This window comes from Bradyrhizobium sp. CCBAU 11430, from assembly GCF_028128855.1.
GTDB classification, from domain to species: Bacteria; Pseudomonadota; Alphaproteobacteria; order Rhizobiales; family Xanthobacteraceae; genus Bradyrhizobium; species Bradyrhizobium ottawaense.
The window spans coordinates 306,024-327,385 of record NZ_LBJV01000003.1; the positions used below are offsets into that span (position 1 = coordinate 306,024).

General features: G+C 64.9%; 13 protein-coding genes. 9 read left to right on the plus strand and 4 right to left on the minus strand.

Annotated features, from left to right (window positions below):
• Positions 1 to 9 precede the first annotated feature (9 nt).
• Positions 10 to 984, minus strand: a complete 975-nt coding sequence (locus XI04_RS01505; protein WP_271608807.1) for a Bug family tripartite tricarboxylate transporter substrate binding protein — start codon at positions 982 to 984, stop codon at positions 10 to 12.
• A 234-nt stretch (positions 985 to 1,218) separates the two neighbouring features.
• Here XI04_RS01505 and XI04_RS01510 point away from each other — a divergent pair, with 234 nt between their 5' ends.
• Entirely contained in the window at positions 1,219 to 3,309 is a 2,091-nt protein-coding gene (locus XI04_RS01510) for a molybdopterin oxidoreductase family protein (protein ID WP_271608806.1), read from the plus strand.
• Here the strand turns inward: XI04_RS01510 and XI04_RS01515 are convergent.
• A complete protein-coding gene (locus XI04_RS01515; RefSeq protein ID WP_173015799.1) occupies positions 3,306 to 4,697 on the minus strand; it encodes a caspase family protein in 1,392 nt (463 codons plus the stop codon). The genes XI04_RS01510 and XI04_RS01515 overlap by 4 nt on opposite strands.
• 168 nt (positions 4,698 to 4,865) lie before the next feature.
• On the opposite strand from XI04_RS01515, the gene XI04_RS01520 reads away from it, so the two are divergent.
• The gene (locus XI04_RS01520) at positions 4,866 to 5,648 is read left to right on the plus strand and encodes an enoyl-CoA hydratase/isomerase family protein (protein ID WP_038971950.1); all 783 of its coding nucleotides are present in this window, start codon (positions 4,866 to 4,868) and stop codon (positions 5,646 to 5,648) included.
• 1,019 nt (positions 5,649 to 6,667) lie between these two features.
• On the opposite strand, the gene XI04_RS01525 is transcribed toward XI04_RS01520, so the two are convergent.
• Positions 6,668 to 7,096, minus strand: a complete 429-nt coding sequence (locus tag XI04_RS01525) for a GlcG/HbpS family heme-binding protein (protein WP_018319272.1) — start codon at positions 7,094 to 7,096, stop codon at positions 6,668 to 6,670.
• The gene (locus XI04_RS01530; protein WP_049824214.1) at positions 7,089 to 10,097 is read right to left on the minus strand and encodes an FAD-binding and (Fe-S)-binding domain-containing protein; all 3,009 of its coding nucleotides are present in this window, start codon (positions 10,095 to 10,097) and stop codon (positions 7,089 to 7,091) included. The genes XI04_RS01525 and XI04_RS01530 overlap by 8 nt, the downstream gene beginning before the upstream one ends.
• Positions 10,098 to 10,303: 206 nt before the next feature.
• Here XI04_RS01530 and XI04_RS01535 point away from each other — a divergent pair, with 206 nt between their 5' ends.
• The 7 genes from XI04_RS01535 (at position 10,304) to XI04_RS01565 (ending at position 21,324) form a co-directional block, all read left to right on the plus strand.
• Positions 10,304 to 11,503: a pyridoxal-phosphate-dependent aminotransferase family protein gene (locus XI04_RS01535; protein ID WP_028142551.1), complete on the plus strand. Its 1,200-nt coding sequence runs from the start codon at positions 10,304 to 10,306 to the stop codon at positions 11,501 to 11,503.
• 47 nt (positions 11,504 to 11,550) lie between these two features.
• Entirely contained in the window at positions 11,551 to 12,348 is a 798-nt protein-coding gene (locus XI04_RS01540) for an enoyl-CoA hydratase/isomerase family protein (RefSeq protein ID WP_028142550.1), read from the plus strand.
• A 585-nt stretch (positions 12,349 to 12,933) separates the two neighbouring features.
• Complete coding sequence (locus XI04_RS01545; RefSeq protein ID WP_271611418.1) at positions 12,934 to 16,833, plus strand: beta strand repeat-containing protein; 3,900 nt, start codon at positions 12,934 to 12,936, stop codon at positions 16,831 to 16,833.
• 207 nt (positions 16,834 to 17,040) lie between these two features.
• The gene (locus XI04_RS01550) at positions 17,041 to 18,015 is read left to right on the plus strand and encodes a Bug family tripartite tricarboxylate transporter substrate binding protein (protein WP_179879894.1); all 975 of its coding nucleotides are present in this window, start codon (positions 17,041 to 17,043) and stop codon (positions 18,013 to 18,015) included.
• Positions 18,016 to 18,213: 198 nt separating this feature from the next.
• Complete coding sequence (locus tag XI04_RS01555) at positions 18,214 to 18,756, plus strand: tripartite tricarboxylate transporter TctB family protein (RefSeq protein ID WP_097668465.1); 543 nt, start codon at positions 18,214 to 18,216, stop codon at positions 18,754 to 18,756.
• Between the two features lie 11 nt (positions 18,757 to 18,767).
• Positions 18,768 to 20,291: a tripartite tricarboxylate transporter permease gene (locus XI04_RS01560; RefSeq protein WP_095425683.1), complete on the plus strand. Its 1,524-nt coding sequence runs from the start codon at positions 18,768 to 18,770 to the stop codon at positions 20,289 to 20,291.
• 154 nt (positions 20,292 to 20,445) lie between these two features.
• Entirely contained in the window at positions 20,446 to 21,324 is an 879-nt protein-coding gene (locus XI04_RS01565; RefSeq protein WP_095425682.1) for an outer membrane protein, read from the plus strand.
• Positions 21,325 to 21,362 lie beyond the last annotated feature (38 nt).

Genomic DNA, 21,362 nt, shown 5'->3' on the forward strand with positions numbered 1-21,362 from the left:
TCTGCGGCCTCAGGACTTGTCGAACTTCTTGACGACGTCGGCCCATTTCTCGATGTCGCCGCGCAGGAATTTGTCGAACTGTTCCGGCGTCATCGACATGGGCACGGCGCCCTGTTCTGTCCAGAGCTTGACGATGTCGGGCCGCTTCACCATTGCGTTGACGGCGGCATTGAGCTTGTCGATCACCGGCTTCGGCGTGCCGACCGGCGCCATCAGGCCGAGCCAGATCGTCGCCTCGTAGCCTGCTACACCGGCTTCGCCTGCTGTCGGCACGTTCGGCAGCACGGTCGAACGCTGCTTGCCGGTGGTTGCGAGCGCGCGAACTTGATTTTCGCCGATGTTCGGCGCCATCGCCGGCACCGCGTCGATCATCATCTGCACCTGTCCGCCGATCACGCCGCTGCGCGCCTCGCCGCTGTTGCGATAGGGAACGTGCACGACATCGATGCCGGCCATGGCTTTGAACAGCTCGCCGGCCATGTGGTAGGGCGTGCCCTGACCGGAGGAGGCGTAGTTCAGTTTGCCCGGCTGCGCCTTGGCGAGCGCGATGAACTCGGCCAGCGTCTTCGCCGGGACTTGCGGGTTCACCACGATGACAAGATCGGAATAATTCACCGGCGCGATCGGCGCGAGGTCGCGCATCAGCTCATACTTGCGCTTGTCCGCCGTCAGCAGCGATTCATTCGCGGTCTGGGTGTTGGACATCATCAGCAGCGTGTAGCCGTCGGCCGGCGACTTCGCAGCTTCGACCGTGCCGATGACACCGCCGGCACCGGTGCGGTTCTCGACCACGAAGGGCTGACCAAAACTCTCCTGGAGCACGTTGCCGATCAGCCGGGCGGCGACGTCGGCCGGCCCGCCCGCGCCGAACGGCACGACAATCCGGACCGAATGGCTGGGATAATCCTGCGCGAATGAGGGGGCTGCGGAGACTACGGCAAACAAGCCGGCCGCCAATGCCAGCACGGATCGTCGGGCGATCATGCCCACCTCCCTGATATCGTTCTTGTTGGCCGGCACTGTAGCGGCAGGGAATGCGGACTGTCGACGCCTCACAAAGCCGATCGCATCAGGGAATATCGGGCGGTTTTCGGTGTGACCGCGCCGCGTTCGCGGCTGCAGCAGGAACCCGCGGCGCGCGCGCCTTGAGCAAATCGCATGGGCCGTGCCGGATAAATGCGCTCGGCTGGCTGGTATTTTGGTGTTACGAACTGGGCCATGAACCAGCACGCCAAAATCGAAATCCGCCATTCGACCTGTCCGCATGATTGCCCCTCGGCCTGTGCCCTCGATGTCGAGGTGATCGAAGGCCGCAGCATCGGCCGTGTCCGCGGTTCGAAAAAGCAGACCTACACGGCCGGCGTCGTCTGCGCCAAGGTCGCCCGTTACGCCGAGCGCATCCATCACCCCGAGCGGGTCACGTTTCCGATGCGCCGCATTGGGCCGAAGGGCTCGGGGCAATTCGCGCGCATCTCCTGGGACGAGGCGCTGGACGAGATCGGGCATCGCTTCAATCAAGCCGAACGCGAATTCGGCGCGGAATCGATCTGGCCCTATTACTACGCCGGCACGATGGGCCTCGTGATGCGGGACGGGCTCAACCGTCTCACGCATGTGAAAAAGTATTCGCGCTTTTATCAGACCATCTGCGCCAATGTTGCGCGCATCGGATTCGCGATCGGCACCGGCAAGATCGCCGGCGTCGATCCGCGCGAGATGGCGCTGTCCGACCTCGTCGTGATCTGGGGCACCAATCCCGTCAACACCCAGGTCAACGTGATGACGCACGCGTCGAGAGCGCGCAAGGAGCGCGGCGCGAAAATTGCGGCGGTCGACATCTACGACAACGAGACCATGAAGCAGGCCGACATCAAGATCATCCTGCGGCCCGGCACCGACGGCGCCTTTGCCTGCGGCGTGATGCATGTCCTGTTCCGTGACGGTTACGCCGACCGCGCCTATCTGGACAAATACACCGACTGCCCCGCCGAGCTCGAAGCGCATCTGGAGACGCGCACGCCGGAATGGGCGTCCGCGATTTGCGGCGTTCCGGTGGCGGAAATCGAAGCCTTCGCGAAAGCGGTTGGCGAGACCAAGCGCACCTTCTTCCGCTTTGGCTACGGCTTTACGCGCAGTCGCAATGGTGCCACGCAGATGCACGCGGCAAATTGCATTCCCGCGGTGACCGGCGCCTGGCAGTATGAGGGCGGCGGCGCCTTCTTCAACAATTACGCGCTGTGGCATTTCAATGAATCCATCATCGAGGGCCACGACGCCATCGACCCGAGCATCCGTGCGCTCGACCAGTCCAAGATCGGCCGCATCCTCACCGGCGATGCCGGGGCCCTGCGCGGCAAGGGGCCGGTCAAGGCGATGCTGATCCAGAACACCAATCCGATGACGGTGGCGCCGGAGCAGGCGCTGGTCCGGCAGGGCTTTGCGCGCGAGGATCTGTTCGTCGCGGTGCACGAGCAGTTCATGACCGAGACGGCGCAGATGGCGGACATCGTGCTGCCGGCGACCATGTTCATGGAGCATGACGATCTCTATTACGGCGGCGGCCATCAGCACATCTCGGTCGGACCGAAGCTGATCGACCCGCCCGGCGAATGCCGCTCCAACCACGAGGTCCTGCAAGGGCTGGCGCCGCGGCTCGGCGCAAAACATCAGGGCTTCGAGATGACGCCGCGCGAGCTGATCGACGCGACCTTGAAGCTCAGCAACCACGGCGACATCGGCGGTCTCGAAGCGGACCTCTGGCGCGACCTGCAACCGGACTTCCGCACCTCGCATTATCTCGACGGCTTTGCCCATGCGGACGGGAAATTCCACTTCAGGGCCGATTGGGCGCATCCGCCGTTCGGCGTCACCATGGGCGATGTCGACAACATGCCGTCGCTGCCGGACCATTGGGCCGTGATCGAGCAAGTTGACCAGGCCCATCCGTTCCGGCTGGCCACCAGCCCTTCGCGCAGCTTCCTCAACACCACCTTCAACGAGACGCCGTCCTCGCAGGCGCGCGAGGGCAAGGCGAGCGTGATGATCCATCCGCTGGATGCCGCCGCGCTCGACATCGCCGATGGCGATGCGGTGACGCTCGGCAATCCCCGCGGCGAGACCACGCTGGTGGCGACGCTGTTCGACGGCGTGCGGCGCGGCGTGTTGATCGCGGAGTCCGTTCATCCCAACAAGAACCATATCGGCGGCCGCGGCATCAACATGCTGACCGGCGCCGAGGCCGTGGCGCCGATCGGCGGGGCCGCGTTCCACGACAACAAGGTCTGGATCAGGAAAGCCGCTCCCGTCTAAGGAGTGCATTCCGTGACGCCGTATCCTGCGAACTCCTTCGCAATGTTCGGGTTCATGGACTTTGCCTGCGCGATATCGGTGGCGCCGTCACCGCCGCTCCTGCGGGTGGCGATGCCGCGGCCGAACAGCGACGATGACGAGCGCGGGTTGCGCTGGATCGCGTCGGTGTAGTCCTTGATCGCCTCAGCGGTCCGGCCGAGCTTGAGGTTGACGAGCCCGCGGCTGTCGAGTGCATCGCTCAATCCAGGATCGACCTGGAGCGCCAGATTGCAGTCGGCGAGCGCGCCCTGCAGATCGCCGGTCGCGGCGCGCGTCCAGCAGCGATTGTTGAGCGCCTCGCCATCCCCGGGATTCCTGCGGATCACGACGTCGAAATCCTGCATGGCGAGCGCGTAGGCGCGCTTGATCGCGTAGACTTGGCCGCGCTTGTAACGCGAGGCGACGTCATTGGGATTCGCCGCGATCTTGCGGCTGAGATCGGCGATGACGGGATCCCTGGCGAGATCGTCCGCGCTCGGGAGCGGCTCTGCCTGCGGCGCCTCGCAGACCGGTTTCTGCGGCTCGGGTTTCTGAGGCTCCGGCTTGGTCGGGTCGCCGGCCTTGGTGTCGGGCGGCCGCGTCACTGAACCCGCGAACGAGAATTCCGTGGTCAGCGAGGACGACAGCCACGGCACCTGCTCGCGCTTGGTGGCGGCGACGACGCCGTTCTTGGTGTTGGTCAGGGCCTGCTCGGCGCTGATGTTCGGCGCGCGCATCTCGCGCAGCAACTCGGCGACGAACAGGCCATGCTCGGTCTTGCCGCTGGCCGCGACCGCACCGAGCGCGGCGGAGTAGAGCACGAGCGAATTGCTCGGCGCGATCGCCGGCGCAAGGCCCGCCGAATAGCGGCGGAAGCGCCGTTCGAACGGGTTGCGGCGCGAGGCGTCGATCAGCGCGATCTTGATCGCAGCGCCGCGCGTGTTCATCTCGGCGAGGATAGTATCAAGGCTGAAGCCGTCGCGTGCCACATCCGGCTCGGTCCAGATCTGCGCGTCGACCGGAAGCAAATAGGTCTGCCGGTTGGACTGGATGGCAAAACCGTCGAAGAAGATCAGCGCCACCGCGCCGCGTTCGATCCGGGCATAGAACCGATCCAGCACCTGCCGCATGGCGTCGGCCGTGAGATTGTTCTGCCGGTCGACGACGAAGCCGTCGCGCTTCAATTCTTCAGTGACGTCCTGGGTGTCGTTGGCGACCTCGTTCAGCACGAACTCGTTGTCGGGGTATCTTGCGTTGCCGATCACCAGCGCCAGCTTCGCGGCATCAGCCGCGTGGCTTGCGCGGCCTGCGCCCAGCGCGAGCAAGCCTGTCAGCAACAAAATCATCGCGGCGCGCATGAAATGGCTCATCGGTGATCAAAATCTCCAGTCAGGATAGCGGCCGTCACCCGCAATTCAATCGCCGAGCGAATTTGCGCCCACACGCTATGGTGACACGGCGTTGCAGATTGCCCTTGCGCGCGCCGCCCGTCCTGCCGCAAATGGCTGCAAAACGGATGGCAAGGAAGCGAGCGTAGCATGACCGACACCACAGCAATCATCACAGAGAAGCGCGGGCAGGCGTTCTGGATCACCATCAACCGGCCGGAGAAACGTAACGCGCTGAACGGCGAGGTCATCGCCGGCATCACCAAAGGCTATCGCGACGCGCACGACGACAAGGACGTCCGCGTCATCGTGCTGACGGGCGCGGGCGACAAGGCGTTCTGCGCGGGCGCCGATCTGCAGAATTCCGGCGCGGCTTTCGCGATGGATCATTCCAAACCAAATGTCGACTATGCCGATCTGTTACGTTTGTCACAGAACGCCACCAAACCGGCGATTGCGCGGGTCGGCGGCGTCTGCATGGCCGGCGGCATGGGCCTGCTCTGCATGACCGACATGGCGGTCGCGGCCGATCACGTCGTCTTCGGCCTGCCGGAGGTGAAGGTCGGCGTGTTCCCGATGCAGGTGCTGAGCCTGTTGCAGAACATGGCGCCGCCGCGCCTCGTCAACGAATGGGCGCTCACCGGCGAGCCGTTCGATGCCAAGACGGCGCAAGCCGCGGGTCTGCTCAACTACGTCGTGCCCACCGCCGAGCTCGATGCCAAGGTCGACTGGCTGATCGGCCGCATCGTCGACAAATCCCCGACCGCGATCCGCCGCGGCAAATACGCCATGCGCGCCATCGCCTCGATGTCGTTCGACGAGAGCATCGCCTACACTGAAAGCCAGATCGCGCTGCTCGCGATGACCGAGGACGCCAAGGAAGGGTTGAAGGCGTTCAGCGAGAAGCGGAAGCCGGTTTGGACGGGAAGGTGAGGGGGATAAATTGGTGCTCGTGACGGTGCCGCTTTCTCTCTCTCTCTCGTGTCCCGGACGCGCTGCAACGCTCTTGCGTTCCTGCGCAGAGCCGGGACCCAGGAGGCGGCAAAGTAGGCGGCGAGATGGGCCCCGGCTCTGCAGTGCACCGCCGAAGAGGCGCTGCACTGCGTCCGGGGCACGAGGGTGTTTTCCACCAACCCCGATTAAATTTTCAAACAACAGACACGCCTTCGCCTTCCCGCGGCGCATTTCGCCCGGGGTTTGCTTTCGCTTCACGCCCTGTCCGAGGAAAGGGCGCAGGGAAGGCCGGGCGCCGGCTGGCACCCGCAAGACTCCCGTGCAAGAATGATGCACACGCAAGGCACAGGAGCAGTACAGGGCAGCCCAACATCCGGCCTTCCCTGCGCAGTGGTTTGACGGCTTATGCGTGCTCTCCCCGGAGACGAGTTCTGTCTTGCCTCCGTCACTTCCGCGAAAGTCACGGACGCGCCTCGGTCGAAGCGACGCCGCATTCGCGGGGCTTGACCGTAGCAACGACGGCCAGGACCACACGGTTTTGCCGTACGCAGGCTTCCCGCTCTGCCCCAGGGCGTCTTCGCCCAAGGGCCTGGCAGGCATCGAGCGCCGTTCGTACAACGCGGCTTGCGGGACGCTCACAGGGTTCGGCTCAATCCATCGCCCCGCCCTGCGTCTCACATCCGCGACGGCGCTGCCCAGCGTCCACCGCCGCCCGATCCGCGGTTCGTGACGACGTACGACCGCCCCTTGTCACGGGATCAGGATGGGGCGACAATGCGATAAATCAGAAATTCTGTAAAGGCGAATATTTTGGGATGTGACGGTTGACCGAGCGATGGGTGTTTCGCCCGTCGGGTGGCGCAAGGGCTTGTAGGTGTCGTAGGGTGGATTAGCGTCAGCGTAATCCACCACTGTCTGTCCCGCAGAAGCGGAAGAGGTGGGTTACGCCCTGCGGCCGCGCTTTGCGCGCCCACAGGGCTAACCCACCCTACGAGACCTTACCCCGCGTTGGGCTTCAGCCCGGCCGCCTGGATGCCCGCCACCGCGCAGGCCTCGTCATTGTCGGAGGTGTCGCCGGAGACGCCGACGGCGCCGAGCAGCGTCGCGCCATCCATGATCAGGACGCCGCCGGGGACCGGCACCAGCGCGCCCTTGGCGATGGTGTTCACGGCATCGATGAAAAAGGCCTGCTCCTGGGCGCGCTGGAACAGCGCCCGCGAGCCCATGCCCATGGCGAGCGCGCCATAGGCCTTGCCATGCGCGATCTCGCCGCGCATCAGGCTGGTGCCGTCCTGCGCCGCGGCGAGCTTGAGCACGCCGCGCGCGTCGAGGATGGTGACGACCAGCGGCTTCAGCTTGAGTTCGCCGGCCTTCGCGAAGGCGGCATCGAGGATCTTGCGGGCGGTGTCGAGCGTGAGGTCAGCCATGGCTGGTTTCCTTTGCAGCAGTTGAGGTGGAATTGGTCTCAGTACGATCGAGGCTCATCGCCAGCACGCGCGCGACGTGAAGCGCCTCGCGCCGGGTGCCGTCATGGATCTGGTGGCGGCAGGAGGTGCCGTCGGCGACGACGAGAGTCGTCGGGTCTGCGCGCCGCACGGCGGGCAGCAGCGACAGCTCGGCCATCTCGATCGAGGCATCATAGGTGTCCGCGCCATAGCCGAACGCGCCGGCCATGCCGCAGCAGCTCGATTCGATGGTCTCGACCGCAAGGCCCGGGACGAGCCGCAGCACCTGCTCGACCGGCTTGAAGGCGCCGAAGGATTTTTGATGGCAATGGCCGTGCACGACGGCCTTGTGAGCGATGGTGCCGAGCGGCAGTTGCAGCCGGCCGGCCTCGGCCTCGCGCACCAGAAATTCCTCGAAGGTCAGCGCGTGCGCGCCGACCGCCTTGGCGTCGTTGTCCTTGCGCAGCGAGGCGAGCTCGTCGCGCAGCGTCAACAGGCAGCTCGGCTCGAGGCCGACGATCGGTACGCCGCGCGCCGCAAAGGGCGCAAACGCGGCCACGAGACGATCGAGCTCGACCCTAGCTTCATCGACGAGGCCTGCGGACAGGAAGGTGCGGCCGCAGCAGAGCGGACGGCTGCCGCTGGTGGGCTTCGGCAAGTGAACGCGATAACCGCCGGCCGCGAGCACGCGCAGCGCGGCATCGAGGTTCTCGCGCTCATAGATGCGATTGAAGGTGTCGGCGAACAGCACGACCTCGCGGCCATCAACGGGCCCGACCACGTCAGCCGCCGGCGCAAACACGTCGCTGCGGAAGGCGGGCAGGGCGCGGCGTGCGCTGATGCCGGCAAAGCGTTCGAACAGCTTTCGGAGCAGCGGGCTGCGGTTGCGTAAATTGGCCAGCGGCGCGAAGCGCGCGGCGAGGCCGGCATAGCGCGGCAGATAACCCACCAGGCGGTCGCGCAATGTCAGGCCGTGCGAGGCGGCGCGCGCGGCCAGCACCTCGATCTTCATCTTGGCCATGTCGACGCCGGTCGGGCATTCGTGGCGGCAGGCCTTGCAGGAGACGCAGAGTTTCAGCGTTTCCATCATCTCGTCGGAGGACAACGCATCCGGGCCGAGCTGGCCTGAAATCGCAAGGCGCAGGGTGTTGGCGCGGCCGCGGGTGACGTCCTTCTCGTTGCGCGTGGCGCGGTAGGACGGGCACATCACGCCGCCCTCGAGCTTGCGGCAGGCGCCGTTGTTGTTGCACATCTCGACCGCGCCCTGGAAGCCGCCGCCGGCGCCGGGATAAGCCGACCAGTCGAGCTTGGTCTTCAGCTCGCCGACCCGATAGTCGGGCTTGAAGCGGAACAGCGAGCGGTCGTCCATTCTGGGCGCATCGACAATCTTGCCGGGATTGAGCACGCCATCGGGATCGAAGCGCTGCTTGACCTCGCGGAAGTCGGCGACGAGACGCTCGCCGAACATCGTCTCGTGGAATTCGGAGCGCACCAGGCCGTCGCCATGCTCGCCGGAATGCGAGCCCTTGTACTCGCGCACCAGCGCGAAGGCCTCCTCTGCGATGGCGCGCATCGCCTTGACGTCCTTCTCCAGCTTCAAATTCAACACCGGGCGCACATGCAGGCAGCCCTCGGAGGCGTGCGCATACATCGTGCCGCTGGTGCCGTGCTTGGCGAACACCTCCTTCAGCCGTGCGGTGTAGTCGGCGAGGTGCGGCAGCGGCACGGCGCAATCCTCGACGAAGGAGACCGGCTTGCCCTCCTGCTTCATCGACATCATGACGTTGAGGCCGGCGGCGCGGAAATCGGCGATGCCGCTCTGCAGCGCGGGTTCGGTGATCTCGACCACGCCGCCCCATTTGCGTTTGTCGTTGGTCCAGCCGAAGCCGAGATCGCCCATGAGCTCACCGAGCTGCTTCAGGCGCACGAGGTTGTCCGCCTGGTCTTCTTCGGCGAATTCGACGACCAGCACGGCGTCCGGATCGCCCTTGATCGCGGCAGAGATGATGGGGCGGAACATCGCGATGTCGCGGCCGAGCGCGAGCATGGTGCGGTCGACCAGCTCGACCGCGATCGGCTTCAGCTTGACGAGATGCTGGGCCGCATCCATCGCCTCGTAGAAGCTGCCGAAATGACAAACGCCCAGTGCCTTGTTGCGGATCACGGGCCACAGCTTCAGCTCGACCTTGGTAGTGAAGGCCAGTGTGCCCTCGGAGCCGACCAGGAGGTGCGCCATGTTGTTGCGCGCATTGCGCGGCACCAGCGCATCGAGATTGTAGCCGCCGACGCGGCGCTGCACTTTTGGAAAGCGCGCGGCGATCTCGTCGGCCTCGCGCGTGCCGAGATCGAGCATGTCGCGGAACAGGGCGCGCGCGCTGTCGCTCGCGTCGAGATCGGAGAGATCGCGCGAGACCTCGCCGTAACGGCCGAGCGTGCCGTCGGCAAGCGCGGCCTCCATCGACAGCGTGTTGTCGCGCATCGTGCCGTAGCGGAGTGAGCGCCCGCCGCAGGAATTGTTGCCGGCCATGCCGCCGATGGTGGCGCGCGAGGCCGTGGAGACGTCCACCGGGAACCAGAGACCGTGCTTTCTGAGCTGCCGGTTGAGATCGTCGAGGACGATGCCGGGCTCGACCACGCAGGTGCGGCCTTCGACGTCGAGCGAGAGGATGCGGTTCAGGTGTTTCGACAGATCGACCACGATCCCGTCATTGACGGTCTGGCCGCATTGCGAGGTGCCGCCGCCGCGCGGGGTCACCTTGCGCCCCTCATCGCGGGCGATCGCCAGGGCCAGCAGGGCCTCGTCCATGGTCTTGGGCACGACCACGCCGGCCGGCACGATCTGGTAGAACGAGGCGTCGGTGGCGTAGCGGCCACGGCTGAAGCGGTCGAACAGGACATCGCCGGTGATTTCCCGGGCCAGGCGTGCCGCCAGGCCGTCCGTTTGGGCCGATTCCGGTGATTTTCCAGCCACTTCCGCCGCCATGATCCGCTTTCGCCTGTTCGCCGGCACCGTCTTGCCTCCCGTCACGGCCCTTGGCAAGCGAGCCCTGCTTCTTGTGCATTGACGGACCTCGCCGGGCGAGGGACAAGCCCGGCGAATAGTGATATGCGAGCGGCTCGCGGGAGCCCTGAATTCGGGCCGACCGACGCCAAAGCCGAGACAAGCTTCAAAGACCGGGAAGGACGCCGATGACCGTGCACACTGGAAGGCATTTCTTACAGATTCCAGGACCGACCAACGTGCCCGACCGGGTGCTGCGGGCGATGGACATGCCGACCCTGGACCATCGCGGTCCGGAGTTCGCCGAGCTCGGTTTTGCGGTTCTCGCCTCGATGCAGCGGGTGTTCCGCACCAAGCAGCCCGTGATCATCTTCCCCTCGTCCGGCACCGGCGCCTGGGAAGCGGCGATGGTCAACGTGTTCGCGCCCGGCGACAAGCTCCTGATGTGCGAGACCGGCCAGTTCGCCGTGCTGTGGCGCGGCATCGCCGACAAGTTCAAGTTCGACGTCGACTTCATCCCGAGCGACTGGCGCCACGGCGCCGACCTCGCCGAGATCGAGAAGCGCCTTGTCGCCGACAAGCAGCACGCGATCAAGGCCGTCTGCGTCGTGCACAACGAGACCTCGACCGGCTGCGTGACGCCGCCGCTGGAGGTGCGCAAGCTGCTCGACCGCGTCAAGCATCCGGCGCTGCTGATGGTCGACACCATCTCCGGCCTCGGCTCGATGGAATATGAGCACGACGCCTGGGGTATCGACGTTTCGGTCGCGGGCTCGCAGAAGGGCCTGATGCTGCCGCCCGGCCTCGGCTTCAACGCCGTCTCGGAGAAGGCGCTCGCCGTTGCGAAGGCCAACCCCGGTATGCGCTCCTATTGGGACTGGCAGGAAGTCATCAACTTCAACAAGCTCGGTACCTTCCCCTACACGCCCGCCACCAACCTGCTCTACGGCCTGCGCGAAGCGGTCAAGATGCTGGAAGAGGAGGGGCTGGAGAACGTCTGGAGCCGCCACAAGCGCCACAGCGCGGCGACGCGCGCCGCGATCAAGGTCTGGGGCCTGGAGACGCAGTGCGCCGACCCGGCTGCACACTCGCCGGCGCTGACCGGCGTGCGCGTGCCTGATGGCCACGACGCCGACGCCTTCCGCAAGGTGGTGCTGGAGAACTTCGACATGTCGCTCGGCACCGGCCTGAACAAGGTCAAGGGCAAGGTGTTCCGCATCGGCCATATCGGCCATTTCAACGATCTGATGCTGATGGGCACGCTCGCCGGCGTCGAGATGGGCCTGGATTTGGCAAAGATCCCGCACCGGAGCGGCGGCGTGTTGGCGGCCATGGACGTCCTGAAGGGACGCGACGCGGTGCCGATGTCCAAGGCCCAGGTGGCTTAAAGGCTCAACTGGCCTGAACCGACCTAACCAAAAGAAGAGAGCGCGCGATGAACGCACCGACGACGACGAACGAAGACCTGCTCTACTCCGTCACGGACGGCATCGCGCGGATCACCTTCAACCGCCCGCAGGCGCGCAACGCAATGACCTTCGCCATGTATGATCGCATGGCGGAGATCTGCCAGGAGATCAACGCTGACCGCTCGATCAAGGCGCTGATCCTGACTGGCGCCGGCGACAAGGCCTTCGCCTCCGGCACCGACATTTCCCAGTTCCGTGCGTTCAAGACCGCGCAGGACGCACTCGACTACGAGGCCCGCATCGACCGCGTGCTCGGCACGCTCGAGCAGTGCCGCGTGCCCGTGATCGCGGCGATCGCCGGCGCCTGCACCGGCGGCGGCGCCGGCATCGCGGCCTGCTGCGACCTGCGCATCGGCACCGAGACGACGCGGATGGGCTTTCCGATCGCGCGCACGCTCGGCAACTGCCTGTCGATGTCCAACATCAGCCGCGTCGTGGCGCTGGTCGGACCTGCCCGCACCAAGGATCTGATCTTTAGGGCGCGCCTCGTCGAGGCGCCGGAGGCCCTCGCGCTTGGCCTGCTCAACGAGGTCGTGCCTGACGTCGAGACGCTGCAGCGCCGCGCCGACGAGACTGCAAAGCTGGTCGCCAGCCATGCGCCGCTCACGCTGGAAGCGACCAAGGAAGCGGTACGCCGCATCCGCCGCACGCTGTCGCGCGAAGAGGGCGAGGACCTGATCCTGAAAGCCTATATGAGCGAAGATTTCCGCGAAGGCATGGATGCCTTCCTCAACAAGCGTACGCCGAACTGGAAGGGCAGGTAGCCCGCGTCCTTGGCCGGCTGCGCCATGCCGGGTGCGGCGCGACCGGTGGAAGCGATTGCTGACCCCTCAATGGTCAGCGGCCCCGCGCAATTGCAATGTCACAAATCTTTCAAGCGGTTCCGCCCTCCGGAACCGCAATTGCACGCGCCTGCGGTTACGCGTCCACGTTGACGACGCGACGAGCTCGGGCATAAGATCGCAGAGGTTGCATGATGCCCTCTCGTATTCCTCGAGCCGACAGGCGGCCAGCAAGTGATTTTAAGTCCGATTGAATCGATTGACGTGAATTTTGCGAAGCGTTCTGACCGACCGTCCTGCAACCGGACGTCATTGAACTGAAATTGAACTGAAGACATAGCGACGTAATTTCCACGACGCGAGCCGCGCCAATTTCATTGCTGCCGACCATCCCGGGACGGCCTCGCGAACAAGCCCAAGCTCCTGAATCAAGCTCCTAGATCAAGACCCTAAGCCAACGCTTTGATGCAAGACCGTTGAGTCTCGTCTGATTTCTCGGACCGATCAGTCACGTCGCCGCGCCCTCGTGCGGCGGCGCCTCCATGGCAACCAGGCAGGGAATTTTCCATGACCAACCACACGCCGGTTTTCACCTCGTCATCCGCGACGGGCAGCTTCACCGAATTTGCCAACCTCAACGATTCAACCACGCTGCACACTCTGTCCGGGACGATGAGCTTCAGGGACAGCGACAGGACCGACACCCATACGACGTCGGCGACGCTGCATTCCGCGGTGGTCTCGGGCGGAACGATCGTTCCGGCGGCCTCGCTTGCGCATTTCCAGACCGCGATGCAGTCGCAGATCCTGAGCGATTCAAACGGCACGGGGCAGCTCAAATGGAGTTTCAGCGACCAGGACCAGGATTTCGACTTCCTGGCCAAGAACCAGACGCTGGTCCTGACCTATGACGTCAAGATCCTCGACAACCACGGCGGCTTCGCGATCCAGACCGTCAAGATCACCATCACCGGCACCGACGACAAGCCGGTGATCAACATGACCACGGCGGCGACAGTCACCGAGCAGACCAACCAGACGCTGTCGCTCTCGCCCGACACGGTTCACGTCGCGCTCAACTTCACCGATGACGACCTCGCCAACACCGGGCACACCGCGACGGTGATCGGCGTCTCCGCCTCCGGCGCCACCGCGGGCCTGTTGCCGGGCCCGTTCGGCAACGCCGAGCTGATGTCGTTCTATCACGTCGACAACGTCGTCAAGGCGTCGGGCTCCTCGACCGGCACCATCAACACCACCTTCTCCGCGCCCGATCTCGCCTTCGACTATCTTGCGGCGGGCCAGCATCTCGACATCACCTACACGGTGCAGCTCGACGACCATGCCGGCGGGATATCGACGCAGACCGTCACCGTGACGGTGGTCGGCACCAACGACAAGCCATTTTTCCTGTCGTGCCCGGAATCGGCCGCGCTCGTCGAGAATCAGAATGTCGACCCCGGCGGCAATCTCGCCGCCCATGACAGCCTGCTCTTCACCGACATCGATCTTGCCGACGCGCACACGGTCTCGACGACGGTCACCGCAACCCGTTCGGGCGGCGGAGCGATCCCGCTGACCAATGCGCAGCTGCTGGCCGCATTCGGCACCGCACTTCAGGATTCGACCGGCCATCTGATCGGCGAGGTCGACTGGAATTTCGCGTTTCCCAATTCCTCCGCCAATTTCCTCAACGGCGGCGAGACGCTCAAGCTTGTCTATCACGTCACGGTCGACGACGGTCACGGCGGCTCCACGACCCAGGACGTCACCATCACCGTCCTCGGGGTCAACCAGCCCGTGGTGATCACGAGCGGTCCGGAATCCTCCACCGTTGCCGAACAGGACGCCACGACGGGCTCCCCGGTCCTGGACACGACGCCGACGATCCCGGCGGGCACGCTCGCCTTCACCGACCAGGACACCAGCAATACGCACACGGTGACGGTCACGCTGGACTCGACCTCGGGGCCGACGCCGCCCGCCGCGACGCAGGCGGATCTCGCAGCGGCGCTGACGACGACATTGCACGATTCCACGGGCACCGGCACCGGCAGCATCGACTGGAACTTTGCGATTGCCGACAACGATCTCGACTATCTCGCGTTCAACGAGACGCTGACGGTGACCTATAACATCAAGGTCGCGGACGGCTCGACCAGTTCGACGCAGACCGTCTCCGTCGTGATCACCGGCGCCAACGACGCGCCGGTGATCACCAGCGGACCGGGATCCGCGTCGCTGTCCGAGCAGCCTGGAGTGACCGGATCGCAATCGCCCGACACCACCAGTCCGGTGCCGACGGGAACGCTGAGCTTCAATGACGTCGATCTGTCGGACGCCCATTCCGTCAGCGTCGTGCTGAATTCGGCGGTGTGGTCGGCCAACAGTTTTGCCGCCCCGGCGCAGACGCTGGTCGACCTTCAATCGGCGCTCGCAACGGTGCTGCATGATTCCACGGGCACGGGAATCGGCAGCATCGACTGGACTTTCAGCATTCCCGACGCCGATCTCGACTTCCTGAGCGTCGGCGAGACGCTGACCGTGCAATACGACGTCAATGTCTGGGACGGCTTTACCAATTCGGTCCAGACCGTCACCGTCACCATCGACGGTGCGGCTGATCCGCTGGTCCTGACGCCGCTGACGATCGCGGCGTCCGATACGGCGGGCCCGGATGCCGGTACGGGAATCGCAAGCGGTGCCATCTTCGACATCACCCAGCCGGTCGACCAGAGCACGCCGCGGACCATTACCGAGGTCAACGGCAGCGCCGCCAATGTCGGCCATTCGGTCGCCGGTGCGCATGGAACGCTGGTGCTCAACGCCGATGGCTCCTACGGCTACGTCGCGGATGCGTCGGTCGACGCGCTGCTCGCCGGCGACAACGTCACCGACCAGTTCACCTTCACGGTCGCCGACGGCCAGGGCCACCAGGCCTCGACCACGATCACCTTCGATATCGCCGGCGCCAACGACAACCCGCTAGTTACCGCGGCCAATCTCAGCGGAGCGGTCACCGAGGACGCCGGCCCGCCGGTGATCCTCAACGGCGATTTCGAGACCGGCAATCTGGCCAATTGGACGGTGAGTGGCGGCGGCCACATCCACGTCGCGCAGCTCGAGCTCGGCGGCAGCTTCGGCCATTACTCGGTCGAGCTGTTGCCGACGAGCAATCCGGAAACGCTGTCGCAGAACGTCGCGACCACGCCCGGCCAGCACTATTTCGTCAGCTTCGACGTCATCGGCGATCCCGAGAGCGTCAGTGCGCCGTTCACGGTATCGTGGGACGGCGCCACGATCCTGTCGCTCGGCAACGTGCCGGCCGGCGTCAACCATTATTCCTTCGATGTGCTCGGCGACGGCGTGCTGTCATCCACGCTGCTGCAGTTTTCCTATGAGGACAATGACACCGGCATGATCCTCGATTCCGTCAGCGTCAGCCCGGCGACGGGGCCGGCCACCGAATCCACGGCGGGCTCGCTGTCGTTCTCCGACGCCGAGACGGGGGATACGCACAGCGCGAGCTTCGTGCCGAACGGCAGCGGTTATGTCGGCACGTTCTCGCTCGATCCGATCAGCGAGGCCGGCGGCGCCGGTTCGCTCGCCTGGCACTTCACGGTCGACAATGCCGACATCCAGTTCCTGGCGCAGGGGCAGACGCTGACCCAGGACTATCTGGTGACGATCGCCGACAACAATGGCGGCTCGACCACGCAGGATGTCACCGTCACCATCAACGGCACCAATGATGCGCCGACGGCGGCCAGCGAGACCGTGATCACCGATGTCGGCGCCAATGCGACGGTCCAGATCCCCGGCTGGGCCCTGGCCTTGAACGACACCGATCCCGACACCATCGACCATCTTTCGCTTGGCGGTATCACGACGAGCTCCGGTGGTGGTGCTGTCGCGTTCGGAGATGCCTTCTTCACCGACGACGGGACGCTTGGCGGCTCGTTCAGCTACACCACCTCCGACGGAACGACCTATGCGACCACGGCAACGATCATCAACAACACGGCGGGCGCGAGCGCGCTGACCGGCACCGGCGGCGACGACATCCTGATCGCGGCCAACGGGAGCGAGACCATGAGCGGGGGCGGCGGCAACGACGTCCTGATCGCCACGGCCAGCGGCCATGCGATGACCGGCGGCGGCGGCAACGATACCTTCGCCTTCCTCCAACCATCCGGTCCGAGCACGATCGGCGACTTCAACAACACCACCGAGCACGACCGCATCGCTGTCTCCGCGAGCAGCTTCGGTGGCGGGCTGACGGCAGGGATGGACGTGACGTTCGAGACCTCCGGCGACGATGTGTTCTCGGGCTTCTCCCAATTCCATTTCGACACCGGCAACCAGACGCTCTATTACAGCGCTGATGGCACCCAGGGCGCGGCGGTCGCCGTTGTCAGCGTCCAGAACGGCGTGCTGCTCAATCAGCACGACATATTGGTCGTGTAGGCTACTGCATCCGGGTTTGAAGCCCCAAGGCGCGGGCTCCGCAAGGAGCCCGCTTTTTTGCGTTGCGTCATCTCATTCCAAAGTCATAACGGGGATGACGTCGGACGGCTTGAACTTGGCCGGATTCGCCAGCACAATGGTCGTTGAATTCATCTCTGAATTTCCAATCCGAACAAGAACATAGGGAAGACGCCCGTGGGACATGGAATGAAGGCCGCGATTGCGCTGACAGTCGCGCTTTGCGGCACGCCGGCTGTTGCCGGCTGGGAGCCGGCAAAGCCCGTCGAGATCGTGGTGGCGGCGGGCGCGGGCGGCGCCTCCGACCAGATGGCGCGGATGATGCAGGCCGCGATCCAGAAGAACAATCTGATGAAGCAGCCGATCGTGGTCTCGCTCAAGGGCGGCGCCTCGGGTGCGGAAGCGCTGATGTACATGAAGTCCAGCGAGGGCGATCCGAACAAGGTGCTGATCGCCTATTCGCTGATCTACATGCTGCCGCTGTCGGCCAAGATCCCCTTCAACTGGCGTGAACTGACCCCGGTTTCGGTGGTCGCGCTCGACCAGTTCGTGCTCTGGGACAACAGCGCGGGCCCCAAGACGGTGAAGGAATTCGTCGCGGCCGCGAAGGCGGCGAGCGCGCCGTTCAAAATGGGCGGCACCGGCTCCAAGCGCGAGGATCACGTGCTGACCGTCTTCCTCGAGCAGAAGACCGGCGCAAAATTCTCCTATCTGCCCTACAAGTCCGGCGGCGAGGCCGCGACCCAGCTGGTCGGCAACCACACCGAAGCCAACGTCAACAACCCTAGCGAAAACCTCGAAGTCTGGCGCGCCGGCCAGGTGCGCCCGCTCTGCGTGTTCGACAAGGAGCGCATCTCCTACACCAGCAAGGTGACGGACACGCAGTCCTGGGCTGACATCCCCACCTGCAAGGAGGAGGGGGTCGACGTGCAATATCTGATGCTGCGCGCGATGTTCCTGCCCGGCAAGGTGACGGCTGAGCAGCAGGCGTTCTACGTCGATCTGTTCCACAAGGTGACGCAGACCGCCGAGTACAAGGACTACATGGAGAAGCAGGCGCTGAAGCCGATCTTCCTCACCGGCAAGGACATGGTGCAGTTCCTCGAGGAGGATGATGCCATCAACAAGTCGCTGATGACCGAAGCCGGATTCGTCGCGAAGTAGTCGTCTTCTTCACCTCGCCCCGCTTGCGGGGAGAGGTCGGATTGCACCTGGCGATGCGAAGCATCGTCCAGTGCGATCCGGGTGAGGGGGACTCTGCGCGAGTCCAGCTTTCACCGTCCCCGTGGAGACTCCCCCTCACCCTGACCCTCTCCCCGCAAGCGGGGAGAGGGGATTGGCCACAGTATTTGTTGTTAGCCCATGTCCCAAACCGATCTCGAAATCGTCGTCGACGATCCGACCGCGCCTGAAGACGACTCGCCTTCCGTCGTCTCGTCCGGCACGGTCGAGATCGTCGTCTGCCTGCTGCTGCTCGCGCTGGCCGTCACGCTCGGCTACGACAATTGGCGCACCGGCGCGTCCTGGGATTCGACCGGGCCCGAACCCGGTTATTTTCCGTTCTATCTCTCGGTCATCCTCGGCGGCGGCAGCCTCTACGGCCTGATCGTGGCGCTGCTGGCGCGGCGTGCGGCGTCCGGAACCTTCGTCACGCGCGCGCAGGCCCGCCGCGTCATGGCGGTGTTCGTGCCGACGCTGCTGTTCTGCCTCGTGATGCAGTTCCTCGGCCTCTATGTCGCGAGCTTCCTGCTGATCTCGGGCTTCATGCGCTTCGTCGGCAAGATCGCGCTGTGGAAGTCGCTGCTCACCGCTGTTGTGTTCACGGCGATCATGTTCGTCACATTCGATGTCGCCTTCGACGTCATCATGCCGAAAGGGCCGCTCGAAGCGGCCTTCGGCCGCTAGGCGGTCCCGCGATGGAAGCTTTCGGTCTCCTGCTTCACGGCTTTGCCGTCCTGCTGACGTGGAAGACGCTCGTCCTGATGATGGTCGGGCTGGTGCTCGGGATCTTCGTCGGCGTGCTGCCGGGCCTCGGCGGCCCGAACGGCGTCGCGATCCTGCTGCCGCTCACCTTCACGATGGATCCGACCTCGGCGATCGTGATGCTGTCCTGCATCTATTGGGGCGCGCTGTTCGGCGGCGCGATCACCTCGATCCTGTTCAACATCCCCGGCGAAGCCTGGTCGGTCGCGACCACTTTCGACGGCTATCCGATGGCGCAGCAGGGCAGGGCCGCGGAGGCGCTGACCGCGGCGTTCACCTCCTCCTTCATCGGCTCGCTGGTCGCGGTGCTGCTGATCACGTTCCTCGCGCCGATGATCTCGTCCTTTGCGCTGAAGTTCGGGCCGCCCGAGTTTTTCGCGGTTTATCTGCTGACATTCTGCTCGTTCGTCGGATTGGGGCGCGAGGCCAAGCACAAGACGGTCATCTCGATGTCGCTGGGGCTGCTGCTCGCCGGCATCGGCATGGATACCGTGTCGGGCAATCTCCGCATGACCTTCGGCTCGCCGGAGCTGCTCCGCGGCATCAACTTCCTGGTGGCCGTGATCGGCCTGTTCGGTATCAGCGAGATCCTGCTGACGATGGAGGAGCGGCTGGCGCTGCGGGGACATGCGGCGAGCATTTCGCTCCGCGTCGTGCTCGGCGTCTGGAAGGACCTGCCGAAATACTGGGCGACGCTGCTGCGCTCCTCCTTCATCGGCTGCTGGCTCGGCATCACACCGGGCGGCGCGATCGCGGCCTCCTTCATGGGCTATAACCTCGCCAAGCGCTTCGCCAAGGATCCCGAAAGTTTCGGCAAGGGCCGCATCGAGGGCGTGTTCGCGCCTGAGACGGCGGCGCATGCGTCAGGCACCTCGGCGCTGCTGCCGATGCTGGCGCTCGGCATTCCCGGCTCGGGGACCGCGGCGATCCTGCTCGGCGGCCTGATGGTGTGGGGGCTCAATCCGGGGCCGCTGCTGTTCGTCGAGCACAAGGACTTCGTCTGGGGCCTGATCGCATCGATGTATCTCGGCAATGTCGTCGGCCTCGTGCTGGTGCTGACGACGGTGCCGATCTTCGCCTCGATCCTGCGTGTGCCGTTTGCCGCGGTGGCGCCGATGATTGTGGTGTCCTGCGCGATCGGCGCCTACGCGATCCAGAATGCGATGTTCGACATCTGGCTGATGCTCGGCTTCGGCATCGTCGGCTACGTCTTCAAGAAGATCGGCATTCCGCTGGCGCCGTTCACCCTCGCGCTCGTGCTCGGCAATCGCGCCGAGGACGCCTTTCGTCTGTCGATGATCGGCTCCGGCGGCGACCTCAAGGTGTTCTGGTCGAACGGCCTGGTCGGCTCGATCACGACGCTGGCGATCGTCCTGCTGTTCTGGCCGGTGATCGACGGCGTGCTTTCCCGCGTCGGATGGACGCAGCGGACCAGGGCGACATCGCGACAAGCATAAATCATCTGGATTCAATTACATAAAGGGAGGGCATGTCGTTGTGGTCCGGAGCGCCACACGCTGCGATTGTTTCTGGATGTTGCCGGCATGGCACAGCCTTTGGGCAGGCGGTGACGTATGTTTCGATCACAAAATCGTGCGGAGGGGGTTCTCCATGAAGCGGATCGTGATGGGAATGGCAGCGGCGATGTCGCTGTTCGCGACGGGCGCGCTGGCTGCCGATATCGCAGCAAGGCCCTATGTGAAGGCGCCTATCGTCGATCCGGTCTGGAGCTGGACCGGCTGGTACGTCGGCGCCAATGGCGGCTACAGCTGGGGCCGTTCGCGCACCGACGTCTCCTATTTCAACACTCCGACCGGCACGCCGATCGCGCCTCCGGCCGGCTCCATCACCAGCGCGGCGTTCGACATGAACGGCGGCATCGCGGGTGGCCAGGCCGGCTACAACTGGCAGCGGGACAATTGGGTGTTCGGCGTCGAAGGCGATCTGCAATGGTCGGGAGAGAAGGGTGGCGCCGGCTATAGCTGCGTGGGTGCCCCGATCGCGCCGGGCGCCGGTCCCTGTCTTCCGACCTTTACGTTCCTTCCGCCCGGCGGTCTGGCCGGCACGACTCTGTCGGTCGACCAGAAGCTCCAGTGGTTCGGCACGGTTCGTGGTCGCGTCGGTATCCTGGCGACCCCGAAGGTGCTGTTCTACGGCACCGGCGGTCTGGCCTTCGGTGAGATCAAGACCACGGGCACGATGTCGAGCTTCAGCACCGTCGCGCCCTTCGGCCCGATCTCGTCGGTCGGCTCGACCTCCACGACGCGCGTGGGCTGGACTGCCGGCGTGGGCGTCGAAGGCAAGATCACCCGGAACTGGAGTGCCAAGCTCGAATATCTCTACATGGATCTCGGGCGCTTCTCGTCCGGTCCGTTCACGCTGTCGCCGGCATTGCCGATCAGCGCCAATGTCTCGTCGCACTTCACCGACCACATCCTGCGCGCCGGCATCAACTACCAGTTCGACAGCCCGGTCGTCGCCAGGTACTAAGATCAACAGAGGCGTCCAACAAGAAGCAAAGCCCGGCT